The following is a 12454-nucleotide window of genomic DNA, read 5'->3' on the forward strand; positions in this document are numbered from 1 at the left end:
GGCCGGGGCAACCCGGCTTCGTCGTTTCCGGGCCACTGGCCCATCCCGAAGATCCGATCTGACGCTGGAGCCCGCATGTCCGCCCCGAAGCCCGAACCGATTTCCCACACTGCCGAAATGGTGATCGCCACCGTGGTCGGCGTGGGTGTGGGCCTGGGGGCCGACAACCTGCTGCTGGGCTGCGTGGTGGGCATCGGAGTCGGCATCGTGCTGAGCATCGCCAGGACCCTGTACGTGGACCGCAAGCGCCGCCGCCGTTGAGAGGGTGTCGGCAGGGCTGCGCCCTGCACCCGTGGTTGTGCCGGCCGCTGGCCGGCAACCTCAACAGCAACAGCAACAGCAACAGCAACAGCGGGCTTTCCGTAGGATGGCGGGGCGGTGTCGGAGTGCGGGGGCGCTGCAAGTACGTCCCTGTAAGCTTGGCAGCCGCATCCATGCGGCTGACACCCCGCACTCCGACACCGCCCCACCTCTGACAGATTCCTGCTGCTGTTGGTAGGTGTCGACCTTGGTCGACACGGTAGATCCACGCCATGCGTGGATGCATTTCGATTCCAATTCGAAATATTCGATTCCGATGGAGATTCATCCACGCATGGCGTGGATCTACTGCAGATCGCGGAGATCTGTCGAAGGCGGGGTGGGTCCGGTTGCGGGGGCGTGAGCCGCATGGATGCGGCGACCGAGCCTACACGGACGTACTTGCGGCGTCCCCCGCAAACTGACCCACCCCGCCACCCCACGGAGAACCAGCTTCTGACGTTGACGTTGATTGCAGCGGGTGCAGGGCGCCGCCCTGCCGAACTAAACTACCCGCCGTTGTCCCTGCAGGATTGCCCATGTTCGATACCTCGCCCCAGCTCGATTGCGCCGGCCGCATCCTGCGCCTCGACCGTGCCCGGGTCATGGGCATCGTCAACGTCACCCCGGACTCGTTCTCCGATGGCGGCGCGCACGACACCACCGAGGCTGCGGTCGCCCATGGCCTGAAGCTGGTCGAGGAGGGCGCGGACCTGCTGGACATCGGCGGCGAATCGACCCGGCCGGGCGCTGCGCCGGTATCGGTGGAGGAGGAACTGCGCCGGGTGATTCCGGTGATCGAGCAGCTGGCCGCACGCACCCGGGTGCCGATCAGCATCGACACCTTCAAGCCGGAAGTGATGCGCGCGGCCGTGGCGGCTGGCGCCGGCATGATCAATGACATCTACGGCCTGCGTCAGGAAGGGGCGCTGGACGCCGCCGCTGCAACCGGCGTGCCGGTGGTGCTGATGCACATGCAGGGCGAGCCAGGCCACATGCAGGCCGATCCACATTACGACGACGTGGTCGCCGAGGTGCACGGCTTCCTGGTCCAGCGCCTGTTCGCTGCCGAGATGGCGGGCATTGCGAAGAAGAACCTGCTGATCGATCTCGGTTTCGGTTTCGGCAAAACCACCGCCCACAACATGACCCTGCTGGCACGCTCCGAGCAGTTCCTGGAGCTGGGCGTGCCGATGCTGGCGGGCCTGTCGCGCAAGCGCAGCCTGGGCGAACTGACCGGTCGCGACACACCGTCCGAGCGCGTGGCCGCCTCGGTGGCCGCGCACCTGATCGCGGTGCAGCGCGGCGCACGCATCGTGCGCGTGCATGACGTGGCCGCCACCGTTGATGCACTGAAGATCTGGCAGGCAGTCGAGGCCGTGCCAACGCCGCGCGCCGACGCCACGCCGACGATCCGCTGGCCGGACGAAGACTGATGGGCATCGACCGGCGGCCACTGGCGATCGCCGTGATGGGGCCGACTGCCAGTGGCAAAACCGCCACCGCGATCACCCTGGCGAAGCAGCTGGATGGCGAGATCGTCAGCGTCGATTCGGCGCTGGTCTACCGGCATCTGGATATCGGCTCGGCCAAGCCGGATGCGGCCGAGCGGGCGCAGGCGCCGCACCATCTGCTGGACCTGCGCGATCCGTGGCAGACCTATTCGGCGGCCGAGTTCGCCGCCGATGCCGGCCGCGTCGTGGCCGACATCGTGGCACGCGGCAAAACGCCGATCCTGGCAGGTGGCACGGGGCTGTACTTCCGAGCCCTGCTGCAGGGCCTGTCGCCGATGCCGGAGGCCGACCCGGTGATGCGCGAAGCACTCAGCACCGAGGCGGCCGAGCGGGGCTGGGCGGCACTGCACGCAGAACTGGCCAAGGTCGATCCAGCCGCAGCCGCACGTATCCATGCCACCGACCCGCAACGCATCCAGCGGGCGTTGGAGGTCTATCGCCTCACCGGCACGCCGATCAGTGAATGGCAGCGCCGGCCGGGCGTCGCGCCATTGCCGGTGCGCACCCTCAAGCTGATCCTCGCCCCGCGTGACCGCGCGGTACTGCACCAGCGCATCGAGGCGCGCTTCGACGCCATGCTGGCGCAGGGCTTCCTGGACGAGGTGCGGGCACTGCGTGCAATGCCGGAAATGGCCGCCGTGACGGCGCCGCTGGACCTGCCGGCGGTGCGCGCGGTTGGCTATCGCCAGGCCTGGGAATACCTGGACGGGGAGGGTGATGCCGCCCGTTTCCGTGACAAGGCGATCTTCGCCACCCGGCAGCTGGCCAAGCGCCAGCTGACCTGGCTGCGCGGCGAGCTTGATGCGCGCTGGTTCGACCCCCATGTCGATGGGGAGCGCCTGGCCGGCGCGGTGTCGACCTTCGTCGCACGCTGAACCCCCGCCAGCCGTGTAACATCATCGGTCGGCGGGCGGCTCGGGGGCCGTGGCAACCGTCGGCAACCCAATAAGAACAATAATCAGGAGTGTGCAATGTCCAAGGGGCAATCGCTGCAGGATCCTTTCTTGAACGCACTGCGGCGCGAACGCGTGCCGGTTTCGGTGTACCTGGTCAACGGCATCAAGCTGCAGGGCACGATCGAGTCGTTCGACCAGTTCGTGGTCCTGCTGCGCAACACGGTCAGTCAGATGGTCTACAAGCACGCCATTTCCACGGTCGTTCCGGCACGTAACGTGAAGGTCGGTCCGGGCGGTGGTTACGTGCAGTCGGGTGAAGGTGGTCAGGCAGGTGATGAAGCAGACGAGTAAGACCGGAGCGGTGAATGTTTGACCGCTCGAAAAAGGGCGAACACGCCCTGTTGATCCAGCCCCATTTCGGCAAGCTGGAAGACGATGTGCTGGAAGAATTCGGTGATCTGGCCCGCTCGGCTGGGGCCAGCATCGCCGCGACGATCACTGCGCGCCTGGACCGACCGAATCCGTCGACCCTGATCGGCAGCGGCAAGCTGGACGAGATCAAGGCCGCGGCCGACGCCAGCGGTGCCGACCTGATCCTGGTCAACCATGCGTTGAGCCCGGGCCAGGAGCGCAACCTGGAACGGTTCCTGGAGCGCCGGGTGATCGACCGTACCGGCCTGATCCTGGATATCTTCGCCCAGCGTGCGCACAGCCACGAGGGCAAGCTGCAGGTCGAGCTGGCGCAGCTGCGTCACCTGGCCACGCGGTTGGTGCGCGGCTGGACCCACCTGGAGCGCCAGCGCGGTGGTTCGATCGGTCTGCGCGGCCCGGGTGAAACCCAGCTGGAAACCGACCGCCGCCTGCTGCAGAAGCGGGTCGAACAGCTGCAGAAACGCCTGGAAAAGGTCGAAGTGCAGCGCACCCAGATGCGCCGTGCACGCGTGCGCAGCGAACTGCCGCGCGTGGCCCTGGTGGGCTACACCAACGCAGGCAAGTCGACCCTGTTCAACGCCATGACCGGCGCCGAGGCTTATGCCGCCGACCAGCTGTTCGCGACGCTGGACCCAACCGTGCGCCGCATTGCGGTTCCGGGTGGCAACGTGGTCCTGGCCGACACCGTCGGCTTCGTCCGCGACCTGCCACATGACCTGGTTGCGGCGTTCCGCTCGACCCTGTCCGAGGCGCGCGAGGCGGATTTCCTGCTGCACGTGGTCGACGCCGCCGATCCGCATCGCGAGGAGCGCATCGCGCAGGTCGACGAGGTGCTGACCGCGGTCGGTGCCGGCGACCTGCCGCAGCTGCTGGTATTCAACAAGATCGACCGCATCGACGGTGCCGACGTCCGCCACGACGGCCAGGATGGCATCCCGGACGAATCGCGCCGCGAGCGGGTGTGGATTTCCGCACGCGACGGGCAGGGCCTGGAGCTGCTGCAGGCGGTGCTGGGCAAGCGCCTGGGCCTGCAGCACGTCACCGGCGAACTGCGCCTGCCACCCGATGCCGGCCGCCTGCGCGCGCGCCTGCACCAGCTGGAAGTGATCCGCAGCGAGCAGGCCGATGAAGACGGCTGGCTGCTGCAGGTCGACCTGCCGATCGCCGAAGCCGAAAAGCTGGCTGCCAGTGCCGACGGCGCGCCGATCCGGGCGCTGCTGCCGGAGAAGCTGCCGGAGTGGTGAGGTAGCGGCCAATCCCCGATAGTGCCGGCCGCTGGCCGGCAACCACCGTGCTGGAGGGGCGCGACATCCGCCTGTGATCTGCGGTACAACGTGCAGGTTCTTCACCCCACCGTCATGCCGATGTCCATCCCCACCGACGCCGACCTCAACGCCCAGTCCGCCGCGCTCGGGCAGCGCCTGCAGCAGGCTTCGCTGCAGCTGGTGACCGCTGAAAGCTGCAGTGGCGGCTGGATCGCCAAGTGCATGACCGATATCGCCGGTTCCTCGGCGTTCTTCGACTGCGGCATGGTGGTCTACAGCTACGAAGCCAAGCAGCGCCTGCTGGGCGTGCGTGCGCAGACGCTGGAGCAGTTCGGCGCGGTCAGCCGCGAAACCGTGCTGGAGATGGTGTCCGGCGCACTGGTCAATTCCGGTGCCGGCATCGCCGTGGCGGTGACCGGCATCGCGGGTCCTGGCGGTGGCAGCCCGGACAAGCCGGTCGGCAGTGTCTGGATCGGCTGGAAGCGCCGCGGCGGCTACGCCCGCGCCGAACTGTTCCAGTTCGATGGCGACCGCGAAGCCATCCGCCGGCAAACCGTGGCGGCGGCATTGCGCGGTATCGACGCCCAGCTGTGACATGCTGCTCCGGTAATCGTCCGGAGCACGCATGATGTGGGAAACGCTGGGCACGGTCCGTGACCTGGGCCGACTGCAGGAAATCGCGGTTGTCCTGATCCGCTATGGCTTCGGCGACGTGGTGCGGCGCATCGGCCTGGCCAGCACATTGGAGCGGGCAGGGCGCCTTCTGCACTGGAACGAGGAGCGGCAGGAACTGTTGCGGATGACCGCACCGGTGCGCGTGCGCAGCGCGATGCAGGATCTCGGTCCCACTTTCGTCAAGCTCGGGCAGGTGCTGGCGACGCGCGTTGACCTGCTGCCGCCGGAATGGATCGCCGAGCTGTCCGAACTGCAGAACGCGGTGCCGGCGCTGCCGTACGCGGATATCCGTGAGCAGCTCGAAGCCGACCTTGGCGCCTCGCCGACGCAGGTGTTCGCCTTCCTCGATGAAACCCCGATGGCCGCCGCCTCGCTGGCGCAGGCCCATCGCGCGCGCCTCCATGACGGCCGTGAGGTGGTGCTGAAGGTGCGGCGCCCGGGTATCCGCGATGTGGTCGAGGCCGACCTGCGTCTGCTGGCCCGCCTGGCCGAGATCGTTGAAGCGCGACTGCCGGACCTGCGTCGTTACCGCCCGGCCGAGGTCGTGCAGCAGTTCACCGTGTCGCTGCGCCGCGAACTGGATTTCGCGGCGGAATGCCGCAATGCCGAGCGCATCGCGCGCAACTTCAGCGGCCGTGATGACATACTGATTCCGAAGGTGCACTGGCAGTGGACCTGCGAGAGCCTGAACGTGCAGGACTTCGTCGACGGCATTCCTGGCCGAGACCTGGCCGGCGTCGATGCGGCGGGCCTGGACCGGCGCGAGCTGGCACGGCGTGGCGCCGGCATTGTGCTGAAGATGGTGCTGGAGGACGGCAGCTTCCACGCCGATCCACACCCCGGCAACATCATCTACCTGCGTGACGGCCGCATCGGCGTGATCGATTTCGGCATGGTCGGCGCCTTGTCGGAAGTGCGGCGTTTCCAGGTGGCTCAGCTGCTGCACGGGCTGGTCGAGCAGGACCCGCAGGGCGTGGCCGACGTGCTGCTGGACTGGGCCGGCGGTGTTGAGGTGGACGAGAACCGGCTGCAGCACGACATCAGCCAGTTCGTAGATCAATACCGTGGCGTGCCGCTGAAGGACCTGCACATCGGCCTGATGCTGGGCGACATCACCCAGCTGCTGCGCAGCTACAGCCTGACCCTGCCGGCTGACCTGGCGCTGATGATCAAGGCGTTCCTGACCCTGGAAGGCATGGGCCGGCAGCTGGACCCGGATTTCGACATGGCCAGTGCCGCGCGCCCGTTCCTGGAGCGGGTGGTGCTGCAGCGCTATGCGCCCAAGGCGCTGCTCAAGCGCGGCCGCCGCAGCCTGCTGGGCCTGGTCGACTTCGCCGGTGAGCTTCCCCGCGACCTGCGCAAGCTGGTGCAGGCGGCGCGCCGGGGACGCCTGCAGTTGAAGGTGGAAACCACGGCGCTGCAGGGCTTCGGCGAACAGGTGAACCGCGCAGCGAACCGGTTGGTGATGGGCATCGTCACTGCTGCGCTGATCATCGGTTCCTCGATCGTGATGCACAGCGTCGGCGGCGTCTCCAGCCGCTGGCTGCTGGCGCTGGGCGTCTGCGGCTTCATCGGCGCCGGCTTCTGCGGCGTGTGGATCCTGTTCTCGATATGGAGAAGCGGTAAACACACGTGAGTGTGTTTACCGCGGAATCGCGCAGCGATTCCTGTAGAGCCGACTGTTAGTCGGCTGCATTTGCTTTTGTCGCCCCCGGCACTTGCAGTCCCGGATATTAGTAGTAATACTACTAACCATGGACCTGACCGACACCCAGCAGGCGATCCTGCAGTTGATCGCCGAGCGTATCGAGAGCGAAGGCGCGCCGCCCTCGCAGACTGAAATCGCACGTGCGTTCGGCTTCAAGGGCGTGCGCGCGGCCCAGTACCACCTGGAAGCCCTGGAGCAGGCCGGTGCGATCCGTCGCATCCCGGGCCAGGCCCGCGGCATCCGCCTGGTGCAGGCGCCGCCGGTCGAGAAGCTGGCCGAGCCGGGCCTGCCCGACAGTGTGCTGCGCCTGCCGGTGCTGGGCCGGGTTGCGGCCGGCCTGCCGATCGGCGCCGACATCGGCTCGGACGATTTCGTGGTGCTGGACCGGGTGTTCTTCTCGCCCGCGCCGGACTACCTGCTGAAGGTGCAGGGCGATTCGATGATCGACGAGGGCATCTTCGACGGTGACCTGATCGGCGTGCATCGCACCCGCGACGCCCATTCCGGGCAGATCGTGGTGGCCCGCATCGATGACGAGATCACGGTCAAGCTGCTGAAGATCGCCAAGGATCGCATCCGCCTGCTGCCGCGCAATCCTGATTACAAGCCGATCGAGGTACTGCCGGATCAGGACTTCGCGATCGAGGGCCTCTATTGCGGCCTGCTGCGGCCCAACCGTTGACCCGTTCCATAGCGCATTACCCCGCGGTCTTTTGTGGCGATTCTCTGGTTCCACTGAGGTTGGTACGGATGTCCGATAATTCTTTTCAGAGCGCCGGGCAGAATCTCAGCCTGTGCGATACGTCCGACTTAAAGTGAACCCATGGCAAAGAAGACCCCCAAAGACAGCACCTCCAACGACACGACCTCTGCAAGGACCAATCCGATGGACGAGAACAAGAAGCGCGCCCTCGCTGCAGCTCTGGGCCAGATCGAAAAGCAGTTCGGCAAGGGCTCGGTGATGCGCATGGGCGACCGCGTGGTCGAACCCGTCGAAGCCATCCCGACCGGTTCGCTGATGCTCGACATCGCGCTGGGCATTGGTGGTCTGCCGAAGGGCCGTGTCGTTGAGATCTACGGGCCGGAATCCTCGGGCAAGACCACCTTGACCCTGCAGGCCATCGCCGAATGCCAGAAGATGGGCGGTACCGCGGCCTTCATCGACGCCGAGCACGCGCTGGACCCGATCTACGCCGCCAAGCTGGGCGTGAACGTGGACGACCTGCTGCTGTCGCAGCCGGACACCGGTGAGCAGGCGCTGGAAATCGCCGACATGCTGGTCCGTTCGGGTTCGGTCGACATCCTGGTGATCGACTCGGTTGCCGCGCTGACCCCGAAGGCCGAAATCGAAGGCGAGATGGGCGACCAGCTGCCAGGCCTGCAGGCCCGCCTGATGAGCCAGGCGCTGCGCAAGCTGACCGGCAACATCAAGCGCTCCAACACCCTGGTGATCTTCATCAACCAGCTGCGCATGAAGATCGGCGTGATGATGCCGGGCCAGAGCCCGGAAACCACCACGGGTGGCAACGCGCTGAAGTTCTACGCCTCGGTCCGCCTGGACATCCGCCGTATCGGCGCGATCAAGAAGGGTGACGAGATCATCGGTAACCAGACCAAGATCAAGGTCGTCAAGAACAAGCTGGCACCTCCGTTCAAGCAGGTCATCACCGAGATCCTGTATGGCGAAGGCATCAGCCGTGAAGGCGAGCTGATCGACATGGGTGTGGATGCCAAGCTGGTCGAGAAGGCTGGCGCCTGGTACAGCTACGGTGAAGAACGCATTGGCCAGGGCAAGGACAACGCCCGCGGCTACCTGCGCGACAACCCGACTGTCGCCGCCAAGCTCGAGGCCGAGCTGCGCGAGAAATTCCAGCCGGCCGAAGCGGCCCGCGAGGAAGGCGACGACGAAGGCGAAGACGAATAAGGCTTGCTGTGGGGCAGGGTGGCGCCGTCAGTGACGTCGCCCTGTCCCGCAGGTTCGAATCGCCCAGGGATGGGCTGGGCGCCACGGATGGCGCCACCCTTGGAGTACCCATGTCCGACGCCGAAGACATTCCGACCGGCCGCAAGCGCCGGCCGCGTGAGCAGACCCCCGTGCAACGGGCACTGGGCCTGCTGGTCCGCCGCGAGCACTCGCGCAAGGAACTCACCCGCAAGCTGACCGCCCGTGGCATCGAAGACGAAGCCGCGCAGGCCGCTGTCGCCAAGTTGACCGAGGCCGGCTGGCAGGACGACACCCGTTTTGCCGAGAACCTGGTGAGGATGCGCGCCAACACCGGTTATGGGCCGATCCATGTCCGCGCCGAGCTGGGGACCCACGGCCTGGACAGTGCCGCGATTGCCGCAGCGATGGACAGCTACGAAGGCGACTGGCAGGAAAACGCCCGTGATCTGGTCCGCCGACGCTTTGGCGAGGCCGGCCCGCAGGACCTGACACAGCGGCGCAAGGCCGCCGATCTGCTGGCCCGACGGGGCTTCGACGGCGACAGCATCCGCCGCGCGACCCGCTACGACCCGGATGACTGAGACTGGCGGCGCCGGGCCTGATACCCTTTAGGTTTTCGGCGGTCCCTCGCGACCCTGGCCAACGCGGCCGGTGGTCCGGGTCCGCCGGCCCGCAGACTGCCAGCCCCCAATGAACGCATCCGCCAAATTCACGACTTCCCAGATCCGCAGCGACTTCCTTGAATTCTTCAAGGGCAAAGGCCACACCATCGTGCCGTCGGCGCCGCTGGTGCCGGGCAATGATCCGACCCTGCTGTTCACCAACTCCGGCATGGTGCAGTTCAAGGACGTGTTCCTTGGCGCGGAAAAGCGCAGCTACGTGCGCGCGGCCGACGTCCAGCGCTGCCTGCGCGCGGGCGGTAAGCACAACGACCTCGACCAGGTCGGCTACACCGCGCGCCACCACACTTTCTTCGAAATGCTGGGCAACTGGTCGTTCGGCGACTACTTCAAGAAGGACGCGATCGCCTGGGCCTGGGAACTGCTGACCCAGGTCTGGAAGCTGCCGGCCGATCGCCTGCTGGTCACCGTCTACCAGACCGATGACGAAGCCTACGCGCTGTGGCGCGACATGGTCGGCGTGCCGGAAGAGCGCATCGTGCGCATCGGCGACAACAAGGGCGCACCGTTCGCCTCGGACAACTTCTGGCAGATGGCCGACACCGGCCCGTGCGGCCCGTGCACCGAGATCTTCTACGACCACGGTGACCATATTGCCGGTGGCCCCCCGGGTTCCCCGGATGAAGATGGCGACCGCTTCATCGAAATCTGGAACCTGGTGTTCATGCAGTTCGACCGCCAGCCCGACGGCACCCTGGTACCACTGCCGGCGCCGTGCGTGGATACCGGCATGGGCCTGGAGCGCCTGGCGGCGATCCTGCAGCACGTGCACACCAACTATGAGATCGACCTGTTCCAGGCGCTGATCCGCAAGGCCTCCGAGCTGACCGGCACCGCCGACCTGGAAAACAAGTCGCTGCGCGTGATCGCCGACCACATCCGTGCCTGTTCGTTCCTGATCGTCGATGGCGTGCTGCCGTCCAACGAAGGCCGCGGTTACGTGCTGCGCCGTATCATCCGCCGCGCACTGCGCCACGGCTGGATGCTGGGCGTGCGCCAGCCGTTCTTCAGCAAGCTGGTGCCGACCCTGGTCGAGCAGATGGGCGAAGCCTATCCGGAACTGCCGGCGGCGGTGGACACCGTCACCCGTGCGCTGCAGGCCGAAGAAGAGCGTTTCGCCGAAACCCTCGATGCCGGCATGAAGATCTTCGAGGACGTCGCGGGCAAGGCCAGCAATGGCGTGATCCCGGGCGTTGACGCCTTCCGCCTGTACGACACCTATGGTTTCCCGCTCGACCTGACCCAGGACATCGCCCGCGAGCGCGACCTGACCGTCGACATTGCCGGCTTCGATGCCGCGATGGAGCAGCAGCGCGAGACCGCGCGCGCGGCCGGCAAGTTCGGTGGTGGCGTGACCCTGCCCGCCGAGCTGGTGGCGACCCTGAGCCCGACCCTGTTCCTGGGCTACGATCGCCTGCAGGCTGACGGCCTGACCGTGCTGGCCCTGCTCAAGGACGGCCGTCCGGTGCAGTCGGCCGATGCCGGTGACGCAGTCATCGTCATCACCAACCAGACCCCGTTCTACGCCGAGTCCGGCGGCCAGGTCGGTGACACCGGCGTACTGACCGGCAACGGCGTGCGCCTGGCGGTGGACGACACCCAGAAGTTCGCCGGCCAGTTCCATGGCCATGTCGGCACCCTGTCCGAAGGCGGCCTGAAGGTCGGCGACGTGCTCTCCGGCCAGGTCGATGGCGAGCGCCGTGGCGCCACCATCCTCAACCACTCGGCCACCCACCTGCTGCACGCCGCCCTGCGCGAAGTGCTGGGCAGCCACGTGCAGCAGAAGGGCTCACTGGTCGCTCCGGACCGCCTGCGTTTCGACTTCTCGCACTTCCAGCCGATCAGCGCGGAAGAGCTTGCCGTGATCGAGCGCAAGGTCAACCAGCAGGTGCGCGCCAACAACGCCGCTGAAGTACACAACATGGGCATGCAGGAGGCGCTGGATTTCGGCGCGATGGCCCTGTTCGGCGAGAAGTACGGCGAGCACGTGCGCGTGCTGAAGATGGGTGACTACTCCACCGAACTGTGCGGTGGTACCCACGTCAACCGTACCGGCGACATCGGCCTGTTCAAGATCACCTCCGAGGGCGGCGTCTCCGCGGGCGTGCGCCGCATCGAGGCTGTTACCGGCCAGGGTGCGCTGGATTACGTGGACGCCGAAGAGGCCCGCCTTGCCGAGGCCGCTGAACTGCTCGGTGGCAGCGCTGCCGACGTGGTCGAGAAGATCCGTGCCCTCGGCCAGCGCCAGAAGCAGCTGGAGCGCGAACTGGAGGCCGTGAAGGCCAAGGTCGCCGCCGGTGCCACGGCCGATCTGTCCGGCCAGGCCGTCGAGGTTGCTGGCGTGAAGGTACTGGCTGCCCGCCTGGAGGGCTTCGACGCCAAGGCCCTGCGTGACGCCATGGACCGCCTCAAGCAGCAGCTGGGCGACGCGGTGATCGTGCTGGCCGGCGCCCAGGACGGCAAGGCCGCCTTGGTCGCGGGTGTGAACGGCAGTGCAATGGGCAAGGTCAAGGCCGGGGAACTGTTGTCCCATATCGCCAGTCAGATCGGGGGCAAGGGCGGCGGACGCCCGGACCTCGCCCAGGGTGGTGGCGAGGACGGGCCCGCCCTTGCCACTGCGCTGGCTGCAGTCGTCGAATGGGTCAGCCCCCGCCTGTGATGAACCTGGCCGTCCCCCTCCTTGTAGGAGCGGGACGGCTGACGGTACCATTGCGAATCTTTTCCCTTTGTCGTGGTAGCGCTTCTTGACGGAGCGTCAAGCCGGTGGGGGATACCCTTCCACACGGTTCCATGGAGACTTACAAAAATGTTGATCCTGACTCGCCGCGTCGGCGAAACCCTGATGATCGGAGACTCGGTGAGCGTCACCGTGCTTGGCGTCAAGGGTAACCAGGTGCGTATCGGCATCACCGCGCCGAAGGACGTTGCTGTGCATCGCGAAGAGATCTATCAGCGCATCCAGCGCGGTGACGAAGCCGGTGGCACCGGTAGCGAAAATTCTGCCGAATAACGCTTTACCTTCGCACTCGATTAACGTTA

Annotated in this window: 12 protein-coding genes; all 12 read left to right on the forward strand. The window is 66.6% G+C overall.

All coding sequences use genetic code 11. The features are described from left to right. The first annotated feature begins 75 nt into the window (after positions 1 to 75). The 12 genes from AC5P99_RS07580 to csrA all read left to right on the forward strand — a co-directional run bounded on the left by AC5P99_RS07580 (position 76) and on the right by csrA (position 12425). On the forward strand, positions 76 to 261 hold the full coding sequence (locus AC5P99_RS07580; RefSeq protein WP_021202558.1) for a hypothetical protein: 186 nt from the start codon (positions 76 to 78) through the stop codon (positions 259 to 261). A gap of 578 nt (positions 262 to 839) precedes the next feature. Continuing rightward, positions 840 to 1736 (forward strand): dihydropteroate synthase, encoded by an 897-nt coding sequence (gene folP / locus AC5P99_RS07585; protein ID WP_049449786.1) that lies wholly within the window; start codon positions 840 to 842, stop codon positions 1734 to 1736. After that, a complete protein-coding gene (gene miaA / locus AC5P99_RS07590) occupies positions 1736 to 2689 on the forward strand; it encodes a tRNA (adenosine(37)-N6)-dimethylallyltransferase MiaA (RefSeq protein ID WP_088436847.1) in 954 nt (317 codons plus the stop codon). Before folP ends, miaA begins: the two co-directional genes overlap by 1 nt. A gap of 96 nt (positions 2690 to 2785) precedes the next feature. Then, positions 2786 to 3061 (forward strand): RNA chaperone Hfq, encoded by a 276-nt coding sequence (hfq, locus tag AC5P99_RS07595; RefSeq protein WP_004152891.1) that lies wholly within the window; start codon positions 2786 to 2788, stop codon positions 3059 to 3061. 14 nt (positions 3062 to 3075) lie between these two features. After that, complete coding sequence (hflX, locus tag AC5P99_RS07600) at positions 3076 to 4386, forward strand: ribosome rescue GTPase HflX (RefSeq protein ID WP_005412934.1); 1311 nt, start codon at positions 3076 to 3078, stop codon at positions 4384 to 4386. A 120-nt stretch (positions 4387 to 4506) separates the two neighbouring features. Beyond that, positions 4507 to 5001, forward strand: coding sequence for a CinA family protein (locus AC5P99_RS07605; RefSeq protein WP_005409020.1), 495 nt, complete (start codon positions 4507 to 4509; stop codon positions 4999 to 5001). A 34-nt stretch (positions 5002 to 5035) separates the two neighbouring features. Continuing rightward, on the forward strand, positions 5036 to 6718 hold the full coding sequence (ubiB, locus tag AC5P99_RS07610; protein ID WP_088436848.1) for a 2-polyprenylphenol 6-hydroxylase: 1683 nt from the start codon (positions 5036 to 5038) through the stop codon (positions 6716 to 6718). A 118-nt stretch (positions 6719 to 6836) separates the two neighbouring features. After that, positions 6837 to 7472, forward strand: a complete 636-nt coding sequence (gene lexA, locus AC5P99_RS07615) for a transcriptional repressor LexA (protein WP_005412936.1) — start codon at positions 6837 to 6839, stop codon at positions 7470 to 7472. 204 nt (positions 7473 to 7676) lie between these two features. Further along, on the forward strand, positions 7677 to 8714 hold the full coding sequence (gene recA / locus AC5P99_RS07620) for a recombinase RecA (RefSeq protein WP_005412937.1): 1038 nt from the start codon (positions 7677 to 7679) through the stop codon (positions 8712 to 8714). A 110-nt stretch (positions 8715 to 8824) separates the two neighbouring features. After that, on the forward strand, positions 8825 to 9316 hold the full coding sequence (recX, locus tag AC5P99_RS07625) for a recombination regulator RecX (RefSeq protein ID WP_005409024.1): 492 nt from the start codon (positions 8825 to 8827) through the stop codon (positions 9314 to 9316). Positions 9317 to 9425: 109 nt separating this feature from the next. Beyond that, positions 9426 to 12074, forward strand: coding sequence for an alanine--tRNA ligase (alaS, locus tag AC5P99_RS07630; protein ID WP_099485103.1), 2649 nt, complete (start codon positions 9426 to 9428; stop codon positions 12072 to 12074). 147 nt (positions 12075 to 12221) lie between these two features. Beyond that, complete coding sequence (gene csrA / locus AC5P99_RS07635) at positions 12222 to 12425, forward strand: carbon storage regulator CsrA (RefSeq protein ID WP_004152909.1); 204 nt, start codon at positions 12222 to 12224, stop codon at positions 12423 to 12425. Positions 12426 to 12454: the final 29 nt, after the last annotated feature.

This window comes from Stenotrophomonas sp. YJH_SMC_80 (genome assembly GCF_059372495.1).